The organism is Streptomyces gossypii (assembly GCF_025165795.1).
GTDB classification, from domain to species: Bacteria; Actinomycetota; Actinomycetes; order Streptomycetales; family Streptomycetaceae; genus Streptomyces; species Streptomyces gossypii.
Genome location: NZ_JAJAGO010000002.1, coordinates 399,548 through 423,600 on the forward strand (window position 1 = coordinate 399,548; position 24,053 = coordinate 423,600).

The following is a 24,053-nucleotide window of genomic DNA, read 5'->3' on the forward strand; positions in this document are numbered from 1 at the left end:
CGAGCCTATGCCGTGTCCGGCTGATCAGCCGACAGGCCGGACGTTCCGGCTTCTGAGTCCGACCGCAGTCCGGCATTCCCGCGGCCGGTGGCGGATTCGGGCGACAGGGCCGGGCCCGGCGAAGCCCCTCCCGATCCGGCCTGACCGGGCCTGGTCAGGCCTGGTCCGAAGGGCAGGGCCTAAGCGGACTCGTCCAGCTCCGCCAGCTCGTCCAGCTCCGCCATCTCTTCCAGTTCGGCCAGCTCCGCCAAGCCCAGACCGGCGAACGCCGCGCCGAAGCCGTCCCCCGGCGCCAGAACGGCCCAGACCGTCACTCCCGGGGCCGCGCCCGGCGGCCCGGGGACGACCGTGCCGCCGCCCCTGCCGCGGAACCGCGTGTCGCGTACGCGCACTCCGGTATGCGGCCCACCGGCCGCACCGACGGGGCCGCCCGTGCCCGTACATTCCTCGACGCCCCAGTCGCTGGCCAACGAGGTGATGATCGCCAGCCCCCGGCCACCGCGCGCGGTGACCGACGGGGTCGCTGCGAGAGGTCTGGTCGGCCCCCCGCCGTCGGTGACGGAGATGGTCAGCTCGCCCTTGGCGCCGCGGCTCCAGGCGGCCCGGACGAACTCCTCGTGCGCTCCGGCCGCCGGGCCTGCTCCGCCCGCGCCCACCGTGCCACCGGCGTCGACCGTGCCACCGGCAGTGGCCTCGCCGTGCGGACTCAGCGGGCGGGCGTGGCGGCAGGCGTTGCTCAGCAGCTCGGAGAGAATCAGTGTCGCGTCATCGACGATGTCGTCCGGCGCGCCGCAGGCGCGGAGCTCCGCACGCATCCTGTGTCTGGCCGCGCCCACTCCCGCCGGACCATGCGGTACGGCCATGGTCGACGAAGCAGGCACCTCCTGTGCCACCATCAACGCCACCCCCGAGAACCTCCTTCGCCCCACGCTGGGCTCTGCCTTTTGACGGCCGTCACGCCAGGCTTCGCCCCACGCCAAAGGGATGGATTCCCCGAAGGGCTGCACAGGAAACCGGTGCCCGTCAGTCTCTTGACGCATTCGTGACCATCGAATACGGAGCGAGTGCGCCGGCGCACCACCCGTGTGCGCCTGGGCGGTGGCCCGCTCGACGGCTGGCAGGCGTCAGGAGGCGAGCTGGGCGCGGACCTGCTGCGGCCGGTTGGTGATCACGGCATCGACGCCGAGCCGCGCACAGAGCGCCACGTCCACCGGGTCGTCCACCGTCCAGACGTGTACCTCGTGCCCGGCGCGGTGCGCCCGCTCCACGTACGTCGGATGGGCGCGCAGGATGCGCATGCTGGGGCCGGCGATCCGCACCCCCGGAGGCAGCCGCCCGTCCCGCAGCCGGGGCAGCAGCAGCTGCATCAGATAGACGGTGGGCAGCTCAGGGGCGGCGATCCGTACACGGTGCAGCGAGCGAGCGGAGAAGCTCATGATCCGTACGGGCGTCGTCAGCCGGTAGTGGTCGAGGAGCGCCAGCACCCGTTCCTCCACCTGTCCGGCCCAGCGGGTCGGATGTTTGGTCTCGATCGCCAGTCCGACCGGCCGCCCGGCTTCCGCGATCAGCTGGAGCAGCCGGTCCAGCGTGAGTACGGAGGTGCGCTCCGGGTCCTCGCTGTCCGGTGACTCGTGCGGGTCCTTGCCGTGCTGGGCGCTCTGCCCGTGCTTCCAGGAGCCGAAGTCCAGTTCGGCCAGATCGGCGAGTTCGAGCGCGGACACGGCGCCGCGGCCGTTGGAGGTGCGGTTGATCCGGCGGTCGTGGACGCAGACGAGATGCCCGTCGGCGGTCAGCCGGACATCGCATTCCAGCGCGTCGGCTCCGTCGTCGATGGCTTTCCGGTAGGCGGACAGGGTGTGCTCCGGGACGGCCTCGGAGGCGCCCCGGTGCGCGATGACGCTGATGCGCTCGGCCGGTCGCGGAGCGAGGGGCCTTCGCCGGGGGCGGATCTCAGAGCTCACCGGGTTATCGTGCCATCGGGAGAGGTTCTGTCGCCGTTCGGGTGCGGCGGACGCGTCTGAATTGCCGGGAGTAAAGAACGCCCGGCCGGTAGCGCACCGCGATTTACGCCCTCCTGACAGGCCATGGGGAAGGCTGGAGGGAAGACCCGGAGACTTGCACATCCCTTCCGCGATGTCGTGTACCTGAGGAGAGAGCTGTGAGCACCGAGAACGAGGGCGACGCCGCCGCACCTGCGGCGGGTACGACCCCCACGCAGGGTGCCGCGACGCCCGGTCCCACGGACGGCAGCCAGTCGCCGGAGTCCTCGGCTGCCCGGTCGCAGGACGATGACTTCGCACTGGCCGAGCCCACCACGCCGGGGGGCGACAGCGGCCGTGACGCCGACGGCTCCGTGAGAGACGCGCGTACGGCGGTCGGGCCCGCCTTCGACGAACCGCGCGACGCGGTGCCCCATGACACGGTGCCCGGTGCCACGGCGTCCGGCGACGCGAGGGCGGGAGAGGACACCGCCGTCCTGCAAGCGCTCACCCCGCCGCCCGGAGCCGGCGACGGCACCACCCAGCTGCGCGCCGTACCGGCGGACGCCGCACCCCGGCCCCTCACTGGCATGGCCACCGAGACGGACGCCGCCGCCGGAGACACGGTCTCCGGCCTGACCGCTCCCAGCGCGGGGGCGGCCATCGCTGCGGGAGCCTCCGCACAGACGGCGGCGGAGCCCGTGCAGACGGCGGCGGAGCCCGTGCCGACGCTGGGGGACCAGGCAACCGTGACCGCCGGTGGGCAGGTCCTGCCGCCGGAGATGACGAAGCAGCAGCCGGATGTCACGACGGCGTTCGCCGCCGAGGGCAACACCGGCCAGTGGGGCACGGGCGGCGGTCAGGCGGGCGGCGCCGGTGCGCCCCCGCCTCACGGCGGCCACGGCATGGGGCCGGGCGGGCCCGTCGGGCCGGGCGGACAGCACGGTCATGGCGGGCCCGGTGGCCCGGTCGGCCCCGGCGGCCCGCAGAGCCCCTGGGGCACTCCGCCCCCGCCGCCCCCGTCCGGCTCCGGCGGCAGGCGCGGCCCGGGTGTGCTCATCGCCGCCGTGCTCGCCGCCGCGCTCTTCGCGGGCGGCGTGGGAGGCGGGATCGGTTTCTGGGCGGCCGACCGTGAGGACTCCGGTTCCACCACGGTCTCCTCCGACGAAGGGACCAACGGGGGCTCGAAGGAGCTGAACCGTTCCCCCAAGTCGGTCGCCGGGATAGCGGACAAGGCACTGCCCAGCGTCGTGACCATCGAGGCGGCGGGCGAGGGAGGTGGCGGCACCGGCACCGGATTCGTCTACGACGAGCAGGGCCACATCCTCACCAACAACCACGTGGTCGCCAGCGCGGCCGACGGCGGGAAGATGACCGCCACCTTCTCGGACGGCAAGTCGTACGCGGCCGAGATCGTCGGCCGGGCCGAGGGGTACGACATCGCGGTCATCAAGCTCAAGGACGCGGGCGACCGGGAGCTGAAGCCGCTGCCGCTGGGCAACTCCGAGAAGATGAAGGTGGGCGACGCGACGATCGCGATCGGCGCCCCCTTCGGGCTCTCCGGCACCGTCACGACCGGCATCGTCAGCGCGCAGGACCGCCCGGTCGCGGCCAGCGGCGGTGAGGGCAGCGACGCCTCGTACATGAACGCCCTGCAGACCGACGCCTCCATCAACCCGGGCAACTCCGGCGGGCCGCTGCTGGACCGGAACGGTGCTGTCATCGGGGTGAACTCGGCGATCCGCTCGGGTGGCGGCGGACTCGGCGAGGCCCAGTCCGGCAGCGTCGGCCTCGGCTTCGCCATCCCGATCAACCAGGCCAAGCGCGTCGCCGGTCAGCTGATCGAGACCGGCGTCCCGGTCTACCCGATGATCGGCGTACGGGTGCAGACGGGCGAGAAGGCGACGGGCGGCGCCGCCATCGCGGAGTCCGTCAGCAACGGCGAGCCGGTCACGGAGGGCGGCCCGGCCGACAAGGCGGGGCTGGAACCGGGCGATGTGATCACCGAGTTCGACGGCAGGTCGATCGACAGCGGCCCCACCCTCATCGCCACCATCTGGACTCACAAGCCCAACGAGACGGTCGAGGTGACCTATGAGCGTGACGGCCAGAAGAAGACGACGGAGCTGACGCTCGGCTCCCAGAAGGGCGACTGACACCCGGACAGGTTCCGGGCGACCAGCGCCCGACGGGGGAGGCCCCGCCGTGCGAGACGTTCGCGTCCGTACGGCGGGGCCTCTCGCGTGGTGCATGGGTGCGTGTGCGTGGTCACCCGGAGCACACCACGGCGACCGTTCGGTCAGATGCCGCAGGAAGAGGCCGACCAGTAGCGGCTGGAGCGGTGGTCCACGTGCGTGTGGTCGTTGTGGCCGGGGAAGCCGGGGCCGAGGATGCCCCGGAAGCCGTGGCTGCGGGCCTGCTTGGCCATGGTGCACAGCGAGTGCGAACCGGCGCCCAGATCCACGCCGTCGCCGTACATGTGGCGGCTGCTGGGCGATCCGCCCACCGCGTCGTTGCACGCACGCGAACGGAAGCCGCTGGTAACCCGGATGGGTGCGTCACCGAGGGCGTGCCGCATCGCCTCGAGCTTCCACATCGACCGCAGCGCGTTCGACTTGGCCGTCGCGGCGGAGACCGCGCCGCCCGACCAGGAGGAGTTGCAGCGGTTCAGCTCGGCGTAGGTGAAGTGGATCGGGGTGCAGTCGTTGTCCTGGAGCGCGTAGATCTTGTTGAAGGTCTGCGTTCCCGCGATGCCGTCGGCCGACAGCCCGTACGCCCGCTGGAAGCGGGTGACGGCCGCCTTGGTGGCGGGGCCGAATTCGCCGTCGATGGCCAGCACGCCGCCGTAACCGGGGTAACCGGCGACCCGGATCTGGAGCTGGCGGACGTCGGATCCGGACATGCCGGACTTGAGTGTGCGGCCCCAGCTGTAGCAGCCGTCGGCCAGTGCGGTGCTGGGTGCGGAGGCGGCGGGGGCGGAGGAGCCGGACGGGGCGGCGGTGGCAGCCGAACCGGCCAGCATTCCAGTCGTGATCATGACAAATGCAACCAGTAGTCTGATGAAGCGTCTCTTCACGCGAACTCCTTGGGGGAAGCGGAGGGACTCGGCGCCGGAGGCAGTCACACGCCCGGGCCGTCGACACGACACCAGAAGACTGACCGCGTCTCTCCCGCAGGTCAACGCCACCCGCCCGGTGCCAGTGGCATGGACCTCTGGACCTTGTCCTCCGGCCGCCCTCCCGCCACCGCTCCGTCACCGGCCCGCCGCCTCGACCTGAGGTGAGTCACCCGTGCCCATCCGGCTACGCTGTCCCTGTGCCGCCTCACCGGGCGGCGCCGGGAGGTGTGCCCGAGCGGCCTAAGGGATCGGTCTTGAAAACCGTCGTGGCGGCAACGTCACCGTGGGTTCGAATCCCACCGCCTCCGCCCAGGTCAACTTAACCGCTGGTCAGAAGGGGTGCCCGTCACAGACGGGCACCCCTTCGGCGTGCACCTTGTCTCACCCTGACTCGCCCGTGTACCGGCTTTGACCAGTGCGTATGGGCCACCTGTGGGCCAGCCGAGGACCTACCCGCCCTTGCTCAACTCCTGTGCGATGAGCTGGTTCGAGCGGGACTGGTCGCCGCGCAGGATCTTCGCGTAGAAGCGGAAGAGCACGGCGATGCTGTGGCCTGCCCGGCGCGCGACTTCCACCGGGTCAACCCCCGATTTGATCCACAGGGACACCCCTGCACTGCGGAGCGAGTACGGCACTTCCGCCAAGGGGGTTGCCGCATCCTCCTCCGAGAGGACGGCGGCACGGGCTGCATCCCACAGGTCGCAGTATTCGTTGGACCCCACGCGCCCGCCCCGCGCCGCACGGAAGAGGCGACCGTCAGGAGCCGTTCCGTAGGCGTTGAGGTGGTCTCGCAGCATGCGCACAAGGACGGGAGGAATGGGCACTGAGCGTGTCGCACCTCGCGCCCGGCGCTTCAGGCCGCGCGTCTCATGCGGAGTGCCGTCGTCCGTCCAGCCGCCACCCACTTCCGGGCGGCTCTCACCGAGCAGCAGTTCACCCCACTGCTCTGAAGCTTCTGCGGTGGCCGGCGGGAGCTTGCAGTTCGACCCTTTCAAGGAAGCGATTTCGGCGGGGCGCATGGCTGCGTAGTAGAGGCACCCGAAGAACGCCGCGAGATGCTGCCCGCGCGGTCCGGCGTTCCGCACCGCCTCGATGAGCGACTGCGCCAGCGCTGGGCCGGGCACGTAGCGAAAATCGATCTCGTCATCCGTCTCCGGTGGCGTCCAGTCGACACGCTTGAGCGGGTTGGCGGACAGCAATCCCTTCTCCTCCACCGTGTAGCGCAGAAGATTACTCAGGACCATGCGCTTCCTGCGCGAGGTGTTCTCGGCAGCCTTCTTGCCGTCCATCCGATGCGAGAGAGCTTCGAGCGCCGGACGGAGTAGTGCAGGGTCTTCGAGGGCGTTGACCCTCATCGAGTGCTCCGAAAGCCAGGACAAGGCTGCACGGATCTCATCCGGTGGTTCCTGCACCATGTGGCGGGGCTTCAAGTCGCCGTCCGGCCCCCGCAATGCTCGAAAGGCCCACTGGTAGAGAGCCGCGCGCAGGATCTTCGGGTTCGGGGCGCCCCGTGTCGTTGTGACCAGCGTCGGTGTGACGACCGCGAGTGATTCAGCGATGTTGGAACGATGCTTGGCTGCCGCTCGCGGCCACTTCATGAGCACGTACGCCGTGGCGTGCACATACCAGGTAGGCGAGCTGAGTACCGCCAACTCACGTGCGGGCAGACCAGTTTCCTCGTCGAACTGCTCGCGCTCCCGAAGGGCTGTCATCAGTTCTGAACGGCGGCCATCTGCTTGGGGCTTGAGCTTGAAGCTCTTCGAATGCGGACGGGTGCCGACTCGCCAGCGCAGTTCATAAGGCTTCTGGCGCCCCGCGCGCTTACGGATGGACCAAATATCGACGTCATACGTGAGCATGTCTCTCCATGCTGAGAGGGCCCGCCGACGACGGGCCCTCTCGGTTCGATGGTCGGAAGAATCAGGCGGCGGTGTCCAGCTCGCAGGACTTCCACCAGGCGTCAAGGTCGCTCCGGCGGCAGCGGAGTTGACCATTCGGAAGCTTGATGAGTCGGGGCGCCTTTCCGCGGGCCCGCATGCGGTAAAAGGCGGGGCGACTCATGTCGATCTCGGCGAGGACTTCGGGGAGTTTGAGCATCTGAGCGCGTGCCATGGCTGCTACTCCTGTCGAGGCTTCGGCGGGGCCGGGGCCCCTTCTCTCAGGTCCGCTACATCCGCTTCATCTGCTACGCCGCAGGTCAGGGGCGGCCTCTGGTGTAGCGGTGGGGTGGGGTGTAGCGGACGGTGCCGCTACAGAACGGTTCGGGCTGTAGCGGCACCGTTGGGGTGTAGCGGGTGTGTAGCGGCTTCAGTCGGCTACGTCCGCTACGGCGTCCGTGCTGATCAGGGGGTTGTCGTGGGTGGTCGTGGCGGATGTAGCGGCCGGGCAGTACCGGGCCCAGGCGTCGTGGAGGTCGGTGGCGTAGTAGCCCTTGACCACGGACCCTTCTCGGGTGCGGATGTTGCGCGCCTTGATCGGCTGGTTGTCGGCTGTGACGTACTCCGCGAGCCGCTTGGCCAGTTGCCGGGAGTCCAGTGGCTTGCCGCCCATGTCGGCCCAGGGTGCTTCGTCCATGGCGTTGAGCCCGGCGAGGATCTGCGCGGTGGGCATCCGGTCGGCCCCGCCGAACACGGTGTCGCGCAGGTCGGTGAGCAGCCGGATGCCTAGTGACGCCTTGTCCCCGGCGGTGGCGGCGGCGACCAGTTCGAGGCAGGCTTGCCGGGCACGCTCAGGCCAGGCTCCGCCTGCCGCGTCCGCGACGGCGAGCAGCGGTTCCCATACGTCCGCAGGACGGTCGGAGACCCCTTCGGGCATCGCGGGGAAGGCGTCACAGACCTGCTCGCGCACGCTGTCGGTCCACGTGGTGAGCTGGGTCCGCAGGGCGTGCCCTTCGGGCTCGTTGCGGGTGCGGAAGGGTTCCACCTGCTCGTTGGGTGCGCGGCGTCGCATGCGGATGACCACGGAGCGGGTGAGGATCGTGTCGGGCAGCCAGCCAAGCCCGGCCACGGCCACCCCGCAGTAGGAGGGGAAGGGCTGAACGCCCTGGTTGGAGCCGTCGCCCACGCACCGGTAGGTGACGCCTTTGCGGCGGTGCCCGGCGTTGAGGAAGCCGCGCAGTTCCTCGTTGTCACCGGCCTTGGGGCCGAAGACGGTATCGATCTCGTCGAAGAGGATCGTGGGGCGCCCCTCGGCCCCGGAGACGGAGCGGAAGAGGGCTGCCGCACTCGCGTTGACCGCCACCATCGGCTGTGGAACGAGGGTCTCGCAGATCTCCAGCGCCCGCGTCTTCCCCGACCCTGGTTCCGGGGAGAGGAACGCCAACCTCGGTGTGGAGTCGAAGCAGTCGAGAAGGTGCGTGTGCGCGTCCCACAGCACCACCGCCACGTAGGCGGCTTCGGTGGGGAAGACGTTGAAGCGGCGGTGGAAGGCTTCCACCTCGTTGAGCAGCGCGGCACCGTCGATGACCTCGGTCATGCGGCGGCCCTCCCTTCGGGCTTGGTGGTGCGGAGCGGGCAGGTCTGGCGGTGCGTGTCGTGGTCTGCGATGAGTGCCAGTACGCGGCGTTCTCCGATGGCGCTGCGGTCCCAACCGCAGGCGCACACCGAGGTGGCGGAGGGGACGGTGCGGCGTCCGGGTGCGCGCACGTGAAGCCACGCGAGCGGGGTGCGGCCGTTGCCGGTGTGCGGGTTCGGGCGAAGAGCTGAAGGGGCGCCCTGCCGGGCGACGTCCTTCGGCGCGCTACGACCGGATGGGGCCGGGACCGGAGTGGCGGGGTCCGGGCCGTGGTCGGTGGAAGGACGGCGTTTCAGGGGCGGGGCGGTCATGCCGTCTGCCTTGTGCGGCAGGTGCGGATGGACCAGTTCAGAGCGCTGCGCACGGTGGCGCGGCACTCGGACGACGGCAGTCCCGCCGATTCCGCCGCCCCCTGAAACGCTTCTTCGACCACGTGCCGGTCGATGTCGCCCCACGCGACGAAGCGGCCCATGGCGCGTGCGGCGGCCAGCAGCCGCGCGTTGCGGGTCCCTTCCGGAGCGGTGGCCACGTCGGCGGATTCGGCCGTGAGAGCTGCTGAGGCGCGCCGTGAGGCCCGCGAGTGCGACGGCAGGGGCGTTACTGCCCGCAGTTCCTGACGGGCCGTCAGGAGACTGCACAGCCATTCCGGCAGGGGTGCGACCGGTGCCGGGTCGGTCACCTGGTAGGCGCCCTCAGGTGTGGTGCTGCCCACTGCGACGACGTACCCGCCGTGCGCGCGGGAATCGACCAACGAGGCGATCGTGCCCGCCGTGTTGCCCAGTCGGACACCCACGGGAGCCGCGAAGTACAGGTGGAGTCCGCCGCCCGCAGTCCGCACTGTGCGAGTGGTGGGGACGGTGTGTCCGGCGCGCTCGCAGAGCGCACGAAAGGTCGCGACGCCGTCAGGCGTCTCGCTCCCGCTCTTGCCCTTGCCTGTCGTCTTGGGCATGTCGAGGTCGACCACGACCAGGTCGGCCGGGCCGCACGCCACACCGACGTTGAAGGGCCGCACAGACCATGCGGCGTGGATGCGGTCGGGGTCGGTGGTGGCGCGCTGTTCCCACTTGCGGTGCCCGCCCGCGCAGTCCCCGGTGGCGGGGCACGCGGTCTCACCGTGCAGCGCGGGGCGCTTGGTGCCGGGCAGCAGGGGGAAGACGGGCCAGCCGCGTTCGGCGGCGTCCAGCGCCGCGCGCAGCAGCGCGGCGCGGGGGTCAGGTGTCATGCTAGGAAACCTCCTGAGTCTCGTGATGGGGCTGGAGACCGGAGCGACCGCAGGTTCTTTGGCGAGAAGGGCGGTCGCTCCGGGCGTGTTCAGGCGTCAGGGTGGTCGGCGCAGTTGCACTGGTAGGTGAGCCAGCCGCAGTTGGGGCAGCGGCCGGAGGCCGTGAGGTCCGCGCGACGCCAGGCGCGGTACTGCTGGCGGACGTAGCCGCACGGGTCCGCTTCGGCCGCCGAAGCGGACCTGGGCGGCCGTGCACCGCCGCCGTGCTGGTCGTTGTTCACGAGCATCAGCGCGCATGCCTCGGCGGACTCGGCCGCCTCGTCGTCGGCCGGGGTGTTCAGGGCGATGCGATCCCAGTAGGCGGCCAGCCGGAGGCCGTACTTCCGGTCTAGTTCGGCTTCCCAGTCATTGCTGGTGTGGGTCAGCCAGGCTTCCTCGGTGGCGATGTCGGGTGCGTGGGCGTATGCCTGCTCCGGGGTCGGCCATGAGGTGGTACTCATGCGGCTTCTCCTTCTGGGGTGTGGGTGGGGCGGTGTTCGGTGTTCGGGTGTGTGGTGGGGTGTTGCGGGGTGGCGTGTGCCCCCCTTTACCGTCCTTACCTTGCAGGTCAGAGCCCTTTACCTGCCCCTCTACCGGGGTAGAGGGCCCCCGCTACCCCGGCACCCCTTCGAAGATCGCCGCAAAGGGGTGCCGGGCGGGTGTGTCGCGGGGGTGGGTAGGCAGGGGCCCCTTTACCCGGCGAGGAGGATCTCCGCGGGAACGGCGCCTTCGATGTCGCGCCGCTGGTACCCGGCGCCGTTCGCGCCGGAGATCTTGACCTGCTTGCTGGTGCGCTTGACTCCGGCGTTCTCCAGCTCGTTGGCGAGCCGCTCGGCGTTCCAGTCGCCGTACTCGTCCTCATCGAGGTTGACCAGAGCGGCCAGCAGATCGGTGGTGAACATCCGCACGCTGTGCCGCATCGCCTCCAGCACATCGGAGATGACGGCGGGAACGGTGACACCGGCTGCGTCCGCGGCGGCGGTCACGTCACCGGCCGCATCCCCGGTGAGCTGCCCGGCAGCCTCACGCAGACTCCGGCCCTTCTGGCACAGCGTGGCGAAGCCGGGGCCGTCCAGGTAGTCCGCCCGCACGGTCACGTAGGACGCGGGTCCGGTGACCAGCACTCCCGTGCCTACATGGTCTTCGGACAGGACCGAGGCGTCCGCGCCCTGGGCGGCCTTGCCCTTGCCCAGCACCATGTCCGAGGAAGCGCGGTCGACCACCTGTGTCGAGTACCGCAGGGTGATGATCTCCCGCAGCTTGGTCGGCACGGATTCAGCGTCCGGGCGCTGGCTGGCGAAGTTGGAGATGAACCCGGCGGCCGGACCGCGGCGGGCGACGCGGCACAGGTCGTTGATGACCTGCTCCCGGTCCTCGCGCTCCATCGCGGTGAAGTACTCCTGCAACTCATCGATCGTGACGAAGATGACCGGCAGGTTGTACTTCTGGGAGATCGCCGGAGTCAGCTTCCCCTCCGGGCAGATGGAGGTGGGCAGCTCCCGCAGCAGCGCGAAGCGGCGTTCCATCTCACCCAGCAGCTCTTTCAGCATCTCCTTCAGCGCTTCCACGGCGTCGTCCTCGGCGCCCATGACCAGGCGGTGCGCGACGGCCTTCATGGGCATCCAGTCCGCGCCGCCCTTGCCGTCGGCGACGTAGTGCCGCACCCACGGGTCGAGCAGCCCGGCCGCGGTCATCAGCCGCTGCGTGAAGGTCTTCCCCCTGCGGGGGAGACCGCCGAAGAACATCGACTGCCACATGATCGGCACGGTGATGCGGTTGCCGCGGGCGTCCTGCCCGAAGGGGATCGGGTCCCACACCGAGAACTTCTCCGCCGCGGCCAGCGGCGACGGGTTCGGCGCACCGAGGTAGGGGTCATCATCAGCCACCCACATGCTTACGCGCCCGGCGTTGCCGCCCTTCGCGGCGCGCACGCGGGACATGATGACCTGGATCTCATCCACGCCGAGTTCCTGCGCGAGGACCTCCCGCTTGGCCAGCACATCGGAGGCGGTCTTGCCGCCGCCGCGGGGCAGGTCGAAGATCACTGCCCAGCCGCGGCCGTCGCGGACCGGCCCCATCGAGCACGACACGCGCGGAGCATCCTTGTCGTCTTTGCCGCTGCCGCTTTTCAGGAGGCCGGCGGCGCGCAGCGCCTCGTTGAGCTGCTGCGCGGACATGTCCACCTTCAACGGCGGCGCGCCCTGGTCGAGGAACTGCGTTTCCTTGCCGCGCCCGAGGTAGGCCAGCGGGACACCCACGGCTGTGGCCGCGCCGGTCTGCAACAGCGGATCAGCCAGCGCGAACCCCGCGGCAGCGGCAGCCACACCGACGGCGGCGATACCGAAACGCCAGCGGCGCGTCTGGGTGCGCTCCGCGTGCGCGGCCTGGTGCCGCAACGCGAGTTCGACGTCCTCCGGCCGGGCCTTGGTCTGCACGCGCAGGGCCTTCACCGCGGCGGTGTGCTCCTGCGCGGTGAGGGTGGGCCAGATACCCACGGTGGCGCGGTAGAGACCGCGGCAGGCCAGCAGCACGGCTTTCATCAGGTACTTCGGTGCCCGGATGCCGTGGTAGCGGGTGTGCCACCAGGTCAGACGGCCCAGCGCGGTCACATTCGCCACGATGGAGGCACGCGAGCGGGCCCACACCGGCAGTACCGGGGCATCGGGGACGGTCAGCCAGTCCGCGAGCGGGTTGTCCGCCCGGTCAACCGCCTCCACCAGCGGGGCAGACGCCGCACCTGTGGCGGGCGGCGCCTTGACCAGGCTCACCACCGGGGAAGCCGCGGCTTCCCGAGCAGCGCGGTGCGCATCGAGGTCGTGCACGGAGCCCGCATCGGCCCGTGCCGTGGTTTCGGTCATGATGGTCTCTCCTGTTCACACATCAGTCGTGCGTGCGGGGGCCCGCGACGGCCGACGAGCTTCCCGGCATGGCGGCCGTCGCGGGGCGGAACTAGTGGCGGGCGCGCTCGACCGCGCGGAGACGCTTCTCGGCGTCCTTGCGCTGCTGCCGGGCGGTTGCCTTCTCGGTGCCGGATGCGCAGCGCTCCGCCACACGGGCAGCAGCGAGATCCTGCTTCGCGGTGTCCAGCAGCCGGGCGTGTGCCTGGCTTTCGCGGCGGGCGCGGTCCTCGGCGGCCTGGTCGATCCGCTCGATCTGCTTCTCGATACGGGAGATGTCGCCAGCACAGCGCTTGGCGCCCTGGAACAGCAGCTTCGCGCGCTGGGCCTTCTCGCTGCGGGTGTAGGTGCGCTCGGGAAGCGGCATGGGGGCTCCTCTCGGGCACCGGGACTGTCCCGGCCCCACCACGCCCGCCAGCCCCGAAAAGTGGGGGCTGGTTGGCGCGGAAGGGTCGGGGTCACTGGTCCTTGCGGAAGTCGGCCAGCACCGAGCGCAGGACGACCACGCACACGGTCAGCGCGACGGCGCCGATGGCCACGGCGATGAACGAGATAGCCAGGGCCAGCGCGAGGAACGAACCGCCGATGCCGATGGCCAGCCACTTCCCCGCCGCACCGCCCGCAACGGCCGCGGCCGGGGCGGTTGGTGCGACCGGGTGGTGGGTGTGGTGGCAGGCGGGGGGCGGTGCGCTCTGGTAGCAGGCGCACCCGGCGCCGTGCTGGTGCTCCAGCCCCGGCGGGCGGTATGCGGGCAGGTCAGACACGGTGAATCTCCTTGCGCAGTCGGGTGGTTCAGGCCGCTTGCTGTTCTTCGGGGTAGGCGCAGGTGATGCAGCACCCGAGGGAGAGCGGGATGCAGTAGGGCTGCACCGCGTGGCAGTCGGGGCAGATACGGCGGGCTTTGGTCGCCGCAGCCAGCGCCCACCACCGCGCAGGCGTCATGGGCCGTACGGGCTTCGCCGCATCGACGCGGTAGAGGTAGGCGACCAGCGGGGGCCGCCCGCGACGGCGGGGGCGCATCACCTGGGCACCGATGTCCTGACCACCGGGCCGCAGCCCACACGCCCGCAGTTGGCGGCGGGTGGCGTAGCCGTCCGGGGCGTACCGCCACGGGAACGTCGGGACGCCGTAGGTGGCGCCCGAGGGGTCGTAGCACTTGCTGTACGCGGCGGACATCAGGCAGCCGCCTCGTCCGGCCGCGCGGCGCGCTCAGCCCGCAGGGTCTCGCGCAGCCCGCGTGCTTTGTCGGCTGAGGTGTGGACGGCCTTGCGGATGCCCTCGGCCGTCAGCTTGTCGTCGGGCCAGTCGGCGGTGGCCGACCGTGCCTCATCGAGGAGTTGGGCCGGGGTGCGGGTCGGCCGACTGGTGCGGGCGGCAGCGGGTACCCGACCGGTCGCCCGACGCGGCAGGCCCGACTCCGCCGCGACAGTCGCCAGGACCGGCGCGGACTCGACCGGCACCGCCGACTCGACCGGTGCCGACACTGGAAGCGCGGTCGAGTCGGGCACCGTGGCGACCGGCTCCGGGGTCGACTCTTCCAGGTCAGAGGTAGACCGATTGATGTCGACCTGAGTCGATTTCTGATCGTCTGTGCTGGTGTCCGGTCGGTGGTGCAGGACCTTGGCGACGAGGTCGGAGCCGAAGAAAATCGACCCGACCGGCAACGAGGTGGCCAGTAAGACCAGCGCCCAGTTGGCCGGTGCCCACTGGGCAAGCTGCACCTGCTGCCCGCCGTCGTGCAGGTCGGGAACCAGTCCGTGCACGTAGTTCAGCGCGAGTGAGGCCAGGGTGTATCCGGCCAGCACCCGCAGCGCAAACCGCCGGTCAGCCCCCGGCAGCACGAGGGTGGCGACCAAGGCCAGGGCCATCAGGCCGTCGACCACGATGGGGTAGAGCAGCGCGGCGGTCGGGTCGGCGCCCACTGTGGTGGCCACGTCCCGCAGCGCGTTCCACGACACTCGGAAGGCCATGCCGACCACGGCGACCAGAGCCAGGACAAGCAGCGCCTTCGCGGTCCGGTTCACGCCGCACCCCGCAGGGTCACCAGAGCGGCCACGAACAGCGGCGAGGCGGTCAGCAGCGTCAGATTCACCGCAGTCTGCACGCCGCGCATCTTCGACATCACGATGCCGGACAGCGCCACCACATGGTCAGCCGTCCGGTCCTCAGCCAGCTCCGTAGTGAGCTGGGCGGCCGTCAGTTCCGCCCACCGGGGGAATCCGACGCGGGCGGCGGTCGGGGAGATCCGGGGCCGCACCACCAGCAGGAGCTGCGTCACCGACGCCAGCAGCAGCACCACCGCCAGACCGCCCAGCAGCCGCGCCCCCAGGGGCACGCCGGGCTGGGAACCGAGGGTCCACACACCCGCCAGTGCCACCCCGTTGAAGGCGAGCAGCAGACCGGCCTTCGTGTCGGTGCGGGCGATCTCCGCCTTTACCTCGTTCTTCGCCTCGACCACGGCGCTCATGCCGACACCCCCGGCCGGTTGTGTGCGGTCAGGCGACGGCGTGCCGCGAGGGCCTTGCGCCGGGCCCGCCGGATGCGGCGGGTGTCCAGCTCGGAGGCGGGGCGGTCAAGGCTGATGATCTGCGCGTCCAGCAGATCGACCTCAGCCGCGATCAGCGGCATCTCGCGCTCGATGGCGTCCAGCTCCGAATCGAGCGGCTCCATCCAGGGCTCAAAGGCCGTAACGGCCTCTTCAACAGTGACGATGTGGTTCATGGGTCGTGCTCCCTTCGCAGTGGGACGGCCCAACACGGCCCCGGTGGTGAAGCACCGGGGCCGTACGCCGTGGGGATGCCGCTCGGCAGGCGAGCGGCGTTGAGACCGCAGGAGAGCGGCCAAGTGCCCCGGCCGGGAGTCGAACCCGGCCTGCGACCATCGGGGCGGTTGTGCGAACAGGCGCCTACTCGTCCTCGGAGCTCTCGGCGGCAGGGCCGCCCACGACCACATCGCCGTACACGACGCCACCGGTCACGCCCACCTGGTCACCCACAACCACAGAACCGCCGAAGGTGACGCTGGCATTGCCGAAGTCGAAGACGGTGCTGCTCTTTTCGTCGCTCATCTGTCTCTCCTCTGTGCGCTTGGCCTGGCACGCGGTCGGTCGACCGCCGCGCCTCGGGCGGGATTCGATCCCGCGCCCTCACGGCTGGATACCGAGGCTGTGGAAGTGCGCGGACCTCGTCCGCGCGGTCCGTCTTTTCAAATCGGGGAGACGGGGCCCACCTATGCAGTTGTCGAAGAACTGACGCTTCCTTCGGACCCGTGTCACGGGGCCCTCCGGGCGCTGATCTGCGCAGATGGGAACACAACATGGTTGCGTTGACCCACCTGCTCAACTTGTTGGAACAAGTTGATAGAGTGATACTGCACCGACAGGCAGTGATGAGTCAAGCGATTGGGGCCCGCATGTACCAACAAGTTCAGCGAGTGCGCCATGATGAGGGCATGAGCAAGCAGCCGAAGTACCGGCAGGTGGCCGACGCCCTGCGCCGCGAGATCGACAACGGCGACTACCCGCCCGGCTCGCGGCTGCCCTCGGAGAGTGAGCTGTCAGCCCGTTTCAGCGCGTCGCGCAACACCGTGCGCGCGGGTCTGAACCTGCTGGTCACCGAGGGTTTGGTGTCGTCCAGCCAGGGGCTCGGATACGAGGTGCGCAAGCACGAGGTCTTCGAGCTGAACGCGTCCAGATTCGAGAACCTGAGCTTTCCGCAGAGCGGAGACTCCTACAGCACCGACGTGACGAACGCCGGGCGGCGACCGCGCCAGACGTTCCGCGTGGAGATGACTCCTGCACCCGGCTACGTCGCGGAGCGGCTGAACGTCGAGCCGGGGTCAACCAGCGTCTTGCGCTTCTGCCATCGCTTCGTAGACGACGTGCCGTGGTCGACGCAGGCCACGCACTACCCGGAATGGCTCGTCGCGAAGGGCCCCCGGCTGACTGAACCGGGCGACATCGAGGAGGGTACGACCCGCTACCTGGCGAGCCTGGGCGTTGAGCAGGTCGGGTACTTCGACGAGATCGCTACCCGCATGCCCACGCCCGATGAGGCGCGGCTTCTGGAGATCGGCGCCGGTGTCCCCGTCCTGCTCTGGACTCGCGTCGGCTACTCCGGCGAGCAGGCAATCCGCTGCACCGTCACTACCTTCCGAGGTGACCTGAATCGCATGAACTACGAGATCGGCGACCTGTCGGCACGGAGCGAAAACGAGCCTCAGTGATAGTCACCCCTGCCCAGCCGGACGACTTGACCAGGCTGCTCGCCTTCCGTGAGGAAGCGGCTGCCTGGCTCAGCGAACTCGGCAGCGACCAGTGGACCCGTCCGTATCCGGCGGACCGCCTACTGGCCACCATCGAGGCCGGAACCGTCTTCATGGTCCGCGACGGCGCGTCGATCCCTGCCACCATCACCATCACTCCGGAAGCCGAGCAAGGTCTCTGGACGGACGAGGAGCTGGCAGAGCCGTCGATCTTCGTCAACAAGCTCACGGTGGCTCGTACGCACGCCGGGCAGAACCTCGGTGGTCGGCTGCTCGACTGGGCCGGGGACCGGGCCTACCGGGCGTCGGCGAAGTGGCTCCGGCTGGACGCCTGGACAACGAACGAAGCGCTTCAGCGCTACTACCGGCAGCAGGGGTTCGAGCACGTCCGCACGGTCCGGGAAGGCGGGGCGGTCAACGGCGGTCCGCGCGTCTCCGGATGGCTGGCGCAACGTCCCACCCGTCTGGCGGAGCACGGATTCGTAGACGAGACACCCGCGCCGGAGCCCGTGTCTCCCGGCGACTGATCGGCCCCGTTCGGTGGCCCATGGGCCATCTGTGGGCCAAGGGCAGCGGATGGAGCGCGGCGGAGGGCTCTCGTGCAGGTCAGAGCATTGAGCTGGTCGGTATCGCGACGCTCTTGAAAACCGTCGTGGCGGCAACGTCACCGTGGGTTCGAATCCCACCGCCTCCGCAGCTCATGGCCGTGCTGGTCAGAAGGGGTGCCTCTCGCTGAGAGGCACCCCTTCTCATGGCGAAAATGGGGGGCGCACGCCCCCGGCATGGGAAATCATTCAGCATGCGACCGGATGGCTGGCACCTCACCGAAGACGTTGGCGACTTCCTGGCCCGATCCGGAGACTTCCTGCGCTCACGGCCCGCCCTGCACACCATGCCGCTGACGGTGACGGAGAAACTCCGCACACACGGGGCGGACGCATACGGCGCCCAAGCCACCGTCTTCGGCCGACTGGAGCGAGCGGGCAAGGTCCGTGCCGCCTTCTACCGGCTCCCGTCCCGCGGTCTCAGCCTCACCCCGCTCAGCCCCGAGCATGCCGACACCCTCGCCGCCCGCCTGGCCGCCCTCTGGCCCTCCCTCCCCTATGTCAGTGCGGACCACGGCACCGCCACCGCCTTCGCTGAGGCATGGCAGCGGCACACGGGTGCGGCGCCGACGCTCGGCAAGCGGATCCGTCTGTACCGTCTCGGCACGCTCACCCCGCCGGAACCGCTCCCGGAGGGCCGGGGCCGAGTCGCGGGTGAGCAGGACCATGAGCAAGTCGTGCGCTGGTGCGGCGAGTTCGTCGAAACCGTCGGAGAAGTCCCCGCCGTGGACGCCGCCTCCTGGGCCGGCTCGCGCTTCGCCGACAGACACTTCACGTTCTGGGAGACACCGGACGGCACTCCCGCCTCCGTGGCGGCCGTTACCTCGATGGTCGCCGGCCATGTCCGGGTGGACCCCGTCTACACCCCGGCTCACCTCCGGGGCCGTGGCTATGCGGGCGGCGTGACGGTCGAGGTGAGCAGGGCCGCGCTGGCCGCGGGCGCGACGGACGTCGTGCTCTTCGCGGACCCTGCCAACCCCACCAGCAACGCCCTCTACCAGCGCATCGGATACGCCCCGGTCACCGACTGGGCCGTGTACGACTTCTCATGTGCCGCACCGGAAGCCGGTTGAGAACGTGGGAGCGGAGAGGTGCGCAGGGGGCTGGCGGGGCTGGTGGGAGAGGACTGTAAGGTAAGGCTTACTTGCCTTGCCGGTCCGTGATTCCGTGAGGAAAAGCCACTCCCGTGCTGCTCAAAGACCCTGCCCGCACTGCCGGTTCCGCGCCGTTGGTCGGAAGTTATCGCAGACTGCGGGCGCTTACGCCGCTCGCGCAGTTCGAGGTGGGGCTGCCGGAGACCGGCGAGAGCTGGGTGACCGGACGTCAGCTCGCTGAGGACGCTGCCGTGACCGAGGGGCTCGTCCAGGCCGAGACCGAGCGCATCCGCGAGGCGTACGGTACGGCTCCGCGCCGCGACGTCGCGGCGACGTGGGTGCTTCACCGCTACGCCTTCACGGTGTGCCTGGCGTTGAGCGCCCCCTGGTTCCTGGAGCGCAGGGTGCCCCGGCTGCCGCTGGACGGCGTCGGCTACGGATGGCGGGACCGGACGCTGCTGCTGCGTCCCTCCGCCGTGAGCTGTCTGCCGGGCGATCCGGCGGCGGAGCGGCACGGTGCCCTCCCGGTGGCGGGCACGGCGGAGTTGCGTGCCGAGCTGCGTACGGCGGTCGCCGCGCATCTGGGCCCGGTGCTGGACGCGTTCCGGCCTTTCGTGCGCCGTGGCCCGAGCGCGCTGTGGGGCATGGCCTGTGACGAACTGACCGACGCGGTACGGCATCTGGGGCGGGTCCTGGAGGTTCCCCGGACCGCCGCAGACGCCGCTGCCGCGCTGTTGCCGGGCGGCACACCGCCGTTCGTGGGCGACGCGGGCTTCGGTCCGCGGAGTGCAGCCGACGGGCAGGCAGCCGACGGGCAAGCGGGCGGCGGGCAAGCGAGCGGCGGGCAAGCGGGCGGCGAGCCGCCCCGTACGCGAGTCGGCTGCTGTCTCTACTACACCTTGCGGCCCGCCGAGTTGTGTGCGGGATGCCCGCGCGCCTGCTGAGGGTCTGACGCGGGCGGGGCCGGACCCGGAGGTCCGGCCCCGCCCGTCCTGGCCGTCGCTGCCGGCCGGGCAGCGGGGGGCCGCCGCGACCCCCGAGGTCGTCGCGCTGTCGTCCAGGACGCGGTTCGCGCCGTAGAGACCCACCGCGCTCATCCAGATCGCGTCGTCGGCCTCGTGGATCTCGCCCTCGAGCTGCTTCCACAGCGGGTTGGCCTCGAACTTGTCCTTGGTCTTCTGGGAGAGGCCGCCCTCGTCCGCGTAGGTGGTGATGAAGATGTCGTCGGCGTCCATCTTCTTGATCTCCTCGTCGGAGATCTCGGTGTTGAAGTCGTTGCCCTTGGCGGCGTCGGGCTTGTCGAAGCCGAGGTCGTTCATGATGACCCCGGTGTAGGTGTTCTCCTGGTAGATGCGTGTCGGACCGTCGACGAAGCGGACGACGGACACCTCGGGGTTGCCGCCTTCCTTCTTGCGGACGCTGTCACCGATGGTCGTGGCCCGCTTCTCGAAGGCGCTGACCTTCTGCTCCGCCAGCTTCTCCTTGCCGAGAGCCTCCCCGACGAGGTTGAGGTTCTCCTTCCAGGTCCCGCCGGTGGTCTCGGAGAAGACGGTCGGTGCGATCTTCTGGAGCTGCGGGAACAGCTTCTCGTGCCGCACCTTCGCGGAGAGGATCAGGTCGGGCTCCAGCGCCGCGATCTTCTCGAGGCTGGGCTCGTCGAGAGTGCCCACGGGCTCGGCGTCCGCAGCGAACTTCTCCCGGTCCTCGCCGAAGTAGTCGGGCAGCTCCTCGTCCGAGCCGGCCAGCGTCGTGTAGCCGACGACCTTGCCCTCCAGCGCCAAGGTCGCGTCGACGAAGGTCATGTCGAGGGCGACGATGCGCTTGGGGCTCTCGTCCAGCGTCGCCGAGTCCATCGCGTGCTTGACCGTACGCGGGAACGCGGAGTCCGAAGAGGAGCTGCCCTTGTCGTCCTTGGCTTCGCTGTCGTCCTCGGAGTCGCTGCCGCATGCGGCGGTGGCGAGGAGTCCGGCGGTTGCTGCGACGATACCGACCGTACGGCCGATCCGGGTGAGCCACTGGGCTCTCATGAGGGTGTCCCTTCTTCCGTGAGTGTGCGGCGTAAGGATAGGCTCGCCTAACTATTTATACGGACTCGGAAGCCGGACCGGAGGAGATCGTGACAGAAGCGCTATCTGCCCCACCGCGTGAAGCGGTGCCCCGGCAGGTCGCGGACGCGCGCGCGGCCAGACGCTGGGGCGGGCTCGCCGTACTGTGCGGAGTCCTTCTTCTCGCCGCGCTGCTCAGCGTCGTACTCGGCAGCAAGCCCCTGAGCCTGGGCCAGGTGTGGCACGGCCTGTGGAGCCCGACGGGCACCGAGGGCGATGTCATCATCCGCTCGCTGCGGCTGCCGCGCACCGCGCTCGCGGTGGTGGCCGGATGTGCGCTCGGCGTCGCCGGGGCCCTGATGCAGGGCCACACCCGCAATCCGATCGCCGACCCGGTACTGCTCGGAGTGAGCGCCGGTGCGGGGATGTTCGTCGCGGGCGGGATCTTCGTGCTCGGGATCAGCTCGCTGTACGGCTATGTCTGGTTCGGTTTCGCCGGTGCGATGCTCGCCACCACCGTCGTCTATCTCGTCGGCACCGCCGCCCGGGGCGGAGCGACCCCGGTGACCCTGGCGCTCGCCGGAGCCGCGGTGCACGCGCTGTTCACCGCGCTCACCGCCGGGATGATCCTCCTCGACCAACGCGCCCTGGACACCTACCGGTTCTGGACCGTCGGATCGGTGGGCGGTCGTCCGATCGACCTCACCCTGGACATGCTGCCGTTCATCGCGCTGGGCCTGCTGCTCGCCGCCGCCAACGCCCCCGGCCTGAACGCCCTCTCGCTGGGCGAGGACGTAGCGCGGGCGCTGGGCGTACGGGTCGGGCTGACCCGGTTCACGGGAATGGCCGCGATAACCCTGCTGACCGGTACGGCAGTCGCCGTGTGCGGACCGATCGGTTTCGTCGGGCTGATGGCCACGCACATCGGGCGGGCCTTCACCGGACCCGACTACCGGTGGGTGCTCTGCTACGCCGGGCTGCTCGGCGCCATCCTGATGGTCTTGGGTGATGTCCTGGGGCGGGTGGTGGCCCGGCCGGGTGAACTGCCGGTGGGCATCATGCTCGCGCTCACCGGGGCGCCGGTCTTCATCTATCTGGTACGCCGTCGCAAGCCGGTGCGACTGTGAAGGGGGCGGACGAGGCAATGGCGGCTGAGGCTGACACCACCGGCACGGGGAAGGCCACCGGCCCGGCTGTCCGGGAGACGGGCAGCCTCCTCGTCCCCGGCCGCAAACCGCTCCGCGCCGGAGCGGTGTCCGGCGTGTGGCGCCCGCGCGCCGTCGTCGTCCCACTGCTCGCCGCCCTCGCCCTCTTCGCCGCCGTCGTCGTCGGCACCGGCCGCGGCGAATCGCCGATCTCGGTGGTGGAGGTGCTGCGCGTCCTGTTCGGCGGCGGCGACTCCGGCCAGCGGCTCATCGTGATGGAGTTCCGCCTCCCGCGCGCGGTGGTGGGCGCCCTTGTCGGCTCCGCCCTGGCGCTGGCCGGAGCCATCATCCAGGGCATCGCCCGCAATCCGCTGGCCAGTCCCGACGTGCTGGGCATCACGTACGGCGCGGGCGTCGGCGCCGTCTCGGTGATCGTCCTGGGCGGCGAGTACGGCAGCGTCAGCGGACCGCTGGCGGAGATCGGCGTACCGACCGCCTCCGTGGCCGGCGGGCTGCTCACCGCCGCCGTCGTCTATGTGCTGGGCGTACGGCGCGGGTTGTCCGGATTCCGCGTCCTGCTCGTCGGCGTCGGCATGCAGGCGATCCTCTCCAGCGTCATCTCCTGGCTGCTCATCAAGGCGTCCATCGTCGACGCGGGCCGCGCCGTCGTGTGGATGACGGGCAGCCTGAACGGCACCAACTGGGACAACGCGCAGGCCGTCGGCCTGGCTCTGGCCCTGCTGCTGCCCGCCGCGCTCATCCTCTCCTTCCCGTTCGGCGCGCTGAACTTCGACGACGACACGGCGCGCGGTCTCGGCGTACGGATGAACTCGGCACGCGCCGCCCTGCTGTTGACCGCCGTCCTGCTCACCGCGACCGCCTGTGCCGCGGCCGGACCGATCACCTTCGTCGCGCTGGTGTGCCCGCAGATCGCCGTACGGCTGCTGCGCACCGGCACACCGCCGCTGCTGACCTCGGCGCTGATCGGCGGGGCCGTGACGGTGTGGGCGGACGTGCTGGGGCGCACCGCCTTCGGCCGGGTCGAACTGCCGGTCGGCATCCTCACCGCGGCGCTCGGCGCCCCCTATCTGCTGTACCTGCTCATCCGGAGTGGAAAGGCCCAGCGTTCATGACGGACACCATGGGGAAGGCCGGTGCGGGGGCGGACCCCGCCGCGGCCGACGCCTCGACCACCGCCCCCACTTCCAGTGACGGGCGCCGCGTGCGGCTGCGCGCCGAGGGGCTGACGCTCGCGTACGGGGATCACGCCGTCGTCCACGATCTGGATCTGGACATCCCCGACGGCTCGGTGACGGCTGTGATCGGCCCCAACGGCTGCGGGAAGTCGACCCTGTTGCGCGCCTTCGGCAGGCTGATGAAGCCCGCCGGGGGCCGCGTGCTGCTGGACGGCAGGCCCGTGCACACCATGCCCACCCGTCAGGTCGCCGCACTGGTGGGGCTGTTGCCGCAGTCGCCGGTCGCGCCGGAGGGGCTGACGGTGGCGGATCTGGTCGCCCGCGGGCGGCATCCGCACCAGTCCTGGTACAGCCGATGGTCCGCCAGGGACGAGGACGCCGTCGCCCAGGCACTGCGCAGCACCGGCACGTACGAACTGGCGGAGCGCACGATCGACGAACTCTCCGGCGGCCAGCGCCAGCGCGCCTGGATAGCCATGACGCTGGCTCAGGAGACGGAGCTGATGCTGCTCGACGAGCCGACGAACCATCTCGACCTCGCCCACCAGCTCGATGTGCTCGACCTGGTGCGCACGCTGCACCTGGAGACCGGACGCACCGTGCTGCTGGTCCTGCACGAGCTCTCGCTCGCCGCCCGCTACGCCGACCGGCTGGTGGCGATGAAGGACGGCCGGATCGTGGCCCAGGGCACGCCGTCCGAGGTGCTGACGGAGGATCTGCTGCGGGAGGTCTTCGAACTCCGGGCGCGGGTACGGCACGACGAGGAGACCGGGGTGCCCCTGGTCATCCCGCTGGGCCGGGACCACTCGGCGGGTGACCGCCGGTGACGCCCGACGGGGCCAGGGGAGGGGCGGGTGCGCCAGGTGGGGCGGTCCAGGCTGAAGCTTAGGTTAGGCTAACCCAAGTTATCGTACGGACTGTGGGTCCTCGGTGGCAC

25 protein-coding genes, 1 tRNA gene and 1 pseudogene are annotated in these 24,053 nt (G+C 70.4%); 9 read left to right on the top strand and 18 right to left on the bottom strand.

The window, feature by feature from the left end:
- Positions 1 to 179 precede the first annotated feature (179 nt).
- Both LHJ74_RS05295 and LHJ74_RS05300 read right to left on the bottom strand, forming a co-directional pair.
- Positions 180 to 905: an ATP-binding protein gene (locus LHJ74_RS05295; RefSeq protein WP_260216327.1), complete on the bottom strand. Its 726-nt coding sequence runs from the start codon at positions 903 to 905 to the stop codon at positions 180 to 182.
- A 219-nt stretch (positions 906 to 1,124) separates the two neighbouring features.
- Positions 1,125 to 1,961: a glycerophosphodiester phosphodiesterase gene (locus LHJ74_RS05300; protein ID WP_260216328.1), complete on the bottom strand. Its 837-nt coding sequence runs from the start codon at positions 1,959 to 1,961 to the stop codon at positions 1,125 to 1,127.
- Positions 1,962 to 2,569: 608 nt separating this feature from the next.
- Between LHJ74_RS05300 and LHJ74_RS05305 the strand changes: the two genes are divergently transcribed.
- A complete protein-coding gene (locus tag LHJ74_RS05305; protein ID WP_375546674.1) occupies positions 2,570 to 4,135 on the top strand; it encodes a S1C family serine protease in 1,566 nt (521 codons plus the stop codon).
- Between the two features lie 143 nt (positions 4,136 to 4,278).
- Here LHJ74_RS05305 and LHJ74_RS05310 read toward each other — a convergent pair whose 3' ends face one another.
- Positions 4,279 to 5,055 (bottom strand): D-Ala-D-Ala carboxypeptidase family metallohydrolase, encoded by a 777-nt coding sequence (locus tag LHJ74_RS05310; protein WP_260216330.1) that lies wholly within the window; start codon positions 5,053 to 5,055, stop codon positions 4,279 to 4,281.
- 263 nt (positions 5,056 to 5,318) lie between these two features.
- Between LHJ74_RS05310 and LHJ74_RS05315 the strand changes: the two genes are divergently transcribed.
- Positions 5,319 to 5,405: transfer RNA gene (locus LHJ74_RS05315), tRNA-Ser, on the top strand.
- 141 nt (positions 5,406 to 5,546) lie between these two features.
- On the opposite strand, the gene LHJ74_RS05320 is transcribed toward LHJ74_RS05315, so the two are convergent.
- From LHJ74_RS05320 to LHJ74_RS05385, 14 genes are all read right to left on the bottom strand, one after another.
- Positions 5,547 to 6,956: a tyrosine-type recombinase/integrase gene (locus tag LHJ74_RS05320; RefSeq protein WP_260216331.1), complete on the bottom strand. Its 1,410-nt coding sequence runs from the start codon at positions 6,954 to 6,956 to the stop codon at positions 5,547 to 5,549.
- A gap of 61 nt (positions 6,957 to 7,017) precedes the next feature.
- Positions 7,018 to 7,209 carry a helix-turn-helix transcriptional regulator gene (locus LHJ74_RS05325; protein ID WP_260216332.1) on the bottom strand — a complete coding sequence of 64 codons (192 nt, stop codon included), beginning with the start codon at positions 7,207 to 7,209 and terminating at the stop codon, positions 7,018 to 7,020.
- 195 nt (positions 7,210 to 7,404) lie between these two features.
- Positions 7,405 to 8,571, bottom strand: coding sequence for a DUF3631 domain-containing protein (locus LHJ74_RS05330; protein WP_260216333.1), 1,167 nt, complete (start codon positions 8,569 to 8,571; stop codon positions 7,405 to 7,407).
- A complete protein-coding gene (locus LHJ74_RS05335; protein WP_260216334.1) occupies positions 8,568 to 8,921 on the bottom strand; it encodes a hypothetical protein in 354 nt (117 codons plus the stop codon). The genes LHJ74_RS05330 and LHJ74_RS05335 overlap by 4 nt, the downstream gene beginning before the upstream one ends.
- Positions 8,918 to 9,832 carry a bifunctional DNA primase/polymerase gene (locus tag LHJ74_RS05340; RefSeq protein WP_260216335.1) on the bottom strand — a complete coding sequence of 305 codons (915 nt, stop codon included), beginning with the start codon at positions 9,830 to 9,832 and terminating at the stop codon, positions 8,918 to 8,920. The genes LHJ74_RS05335 and LHJ74_RS05340 overlap by 4 nt, the downstream gene beginning before the upstream one ends.
- Positions 9,833 to 9,921: 89 nt before the next feature.
- Positions 9,922 to 10,332, bottom strand: a complete 411-nt coding sequence (locus tag LHJ74_RS05345) for a hypothetical protein (RefSeq protein WP_260216336.1) — start codon at positions 10,330 to 10,332, stop codon at positions 9,922 to 9,924.
- Positions 10,333 to 10,563: 231 nt separating this feature from the next.
- Positions 10,564 to 12,729 (bottom strand): FtsK/SpoIIIE domain-containing protein, encoded by a 2,166-nt coding sequence (locus LHJ74_RS05350; protein WP_260216337.1) that lies wholly within the window; start codon positions 12,727 to 12,729, stop codon positions 10,564 to 10,566.
- Positions 12,730 to 12,820: 91 nt separating this feature from the next.
- Complete coding sequence (locus LHJ74_RS05355; RefSeq protein ID WP_260216338.1) at positions 12,821 to 13,135, bottom strand: hypothetical protein; 315 nt, start codon at positions 13,133 to 13,135, stop codon at positions 12,821 to 12,823.
- Between the two features lie 91 nt (positions 13,136 to 13,226).
- On the bottom strand, positions 13,227 to 13,532 hold the full coding sequence (locus tag LHJ74_RS05360; RefSeq protein WP_260216339.1) for a hypothetical protein: 306 nt from the start codon (positions 13,530 to 13,532) through the stop codon (positions 13,227 to 13,229).
- Positions 13,533 to 13,560: 28 nt separating this feature from the next.
- Positions 13,561 to 13,944 (bottom strand): RRQRL motif-containing zinc-binding protein, encoded by a 384-nt coding sequence (locus LHJ74_RS05365; RefSeq protein ID WP_260216340.1) that lies wholly within the window; start codon positions 13,942 to 13,944, stop codon positions 13,561 to 13,563.
- Positions 13,944 to 14,792 (bottom strand): DUF2637 domain-containing protein, encoded by an 849-nt coding sequence (locus tag LHJ74_RS05370; protein ID WP_260216341.1) that lies wholly within the window; start codon positions 14,790 to 14,792, stop codon positions 13,944 to 13,946. The genes LHJ74_RS05365 and LHJ74_RS05370 overlap by 1 nt, the downstream gene beginning before the upstream one ends.
- Entirely contained in the window at positions 14,789 to 15,235 is a 447-nt protein-coding gene (locus tag LHJ74_RS05375) for a Pycsar system effector family protein (protein ID WP_260216342.1), read from the bottom strand. Before LHJ74_RS05375 ends, LHJ74_RS05370 begins: the two co-directional genes overlap by 4 nt.
- The gene (locus LHJ74_RS05380; protein WP_260216343.1) at positions 15,232 to 15,489 is read right to left on the bottom strand and encodes a DUF6284 family protein; all 258 of its coding nucleotides are present in this window, start codon (positions 15,487 to 15,489) and stop codon (positions 15,232 to 15,234) included. The genes LHJ74_RS05375 and LHJ74_RS05380 overlap by 4 nt, the downstream gene beginning before the upstream one ends.
- Positions 15,490 to 15,673: 184 nt before the next feature.
- A complete protein-coding gene (locus LHJ74_RS05385; protein ID WP_260216344.1) occupies positions 15,674 to 15,835 on the bottom strand; it encodes a hypothetical protein in 162 nt (53 codons plus the stop codon).
- 383 nt (positions 15,836 to 16,218) lie between these two features.
- Here LHJ74_RS05385 and LHJ74_RS05390 point away from each other — a divergent pair, with 383 nt between their 5' ends.
- From LHJ74_RS05390 to LHJ74_RS34345, 4 genes are all read left to right on the top strand, one after another.
- The gene (locus tag LHJ74_RS05390) at positions 16,219 to 16,992 is read left to right on the top strand and encodes a GntR family transcriptional regulator (RefSeq protein WP_260216345.1); all 774 of its coding nucleotides are present in this window, start codon (positions 16,219 to 16,221) and stop codon (positions 16,990 to 16,992) included.
- On the top strand, positions 16,989 to 17,558 hold the full coding sequence (locus LHJ74_RS05395; RefSeq protein WP_260216346.1) for a GNAT family N-acetyltransferase: 570 nt from the start codon (positions 16,989 to 16,991) through the stop codon (positions 17,556 to 17,558). Before LHJ74_RS05390 ends, LHJ74_RS05395 begins: the two co-directional genes overlap by 4 nt.
- Positions 17,559 to 17,830: 272 nt before the next feature.
- On the top strand, positions 17,831 to 18,709 hold the full coding sequence (locus LHJ74_RS05400) for a GNAT family N-acetyltransferase (protein ID WP_260216347.1): 879 nt from the start codon (positions 17,831 to 17,833) through the stop codon (positions 18,707 to 18,709).
- Positions 18,710 to 19,374: 665 nt separating this feature from the next.
- The gene (locus LHJ74_RS34345; protein WP_375546675.1) at positions 19,375 to 19,674 is read left to right on the top strand and encodes a (2Fe-2S)-binding protein; all 300 of its coding nucleotides are present in this window, start codon (positions 19,375 to 19,377) and stop codon (positions 19,672 to 19,674) included.
- Between the two features lie 201 nt (positions 19,675 to 19,875).
- Here the strand turns inward: LHJ74_RS34345 and LHJ74_RS34350 are convergent.
- Positions 19,876 to 20,757: pseudogene (locus tag LHJ74_RS34350) on the bottom strand (ABC transporter substrate-binding protein); the annotation flags it as partial.
- Positions 20,758 to 20,846: 89 nt separating this feature from the next.
- On the opposite strand from LHJ74_RS34350, the gene LHJ74_RS05410 reads away from it, so the two are divergent.
- The 3 genes from LHJ74_RS05410 to LHJ74_RS05420 are packed head-to-tail and all read left to right on the top strand — an operon-like array spanning position 20,847 to position 23,943.
- Entirely contained in the window at positions 20,847 to 21,902 is a 1,056-nt protein-coding gene (locus LHJ74_RS05410; protein ID WP_260216349.1) for a FecCD family ABC transporter permease, read from the top strand.
- A 17-nt stretch (positions 21,903 to 21,919) separates the two neighbouring features.
- Positions 21,920 to 23,053, top strand: coding sequence for a FecCD family ABC transporter permease (locus LHJ74_RS05415; protein ID WP_260216350.1), 1,134 nt, complete (start codon positions 21,920 to 21,922; stop codon positions 23,051 to 23,053).
- Positions 23,050 to 23,943, top strand: a complete 894-nt coding sequence (locus LHJ74_RS05420; RefSeq protein WP_260216351.1) for an ABC transporter ATP-binding protein — start codon at positions 23,050 to 23,052, stop codon at positions 23,941 to 23,943. Before LHJ74_RS05415 ends, LHJ74_RS05420 begins: the two co-directional genes overlap by 4 nt.
- The last annotated feature ends 110 nt before the right edge of the window (positions 23,944 to 24,053 follow it).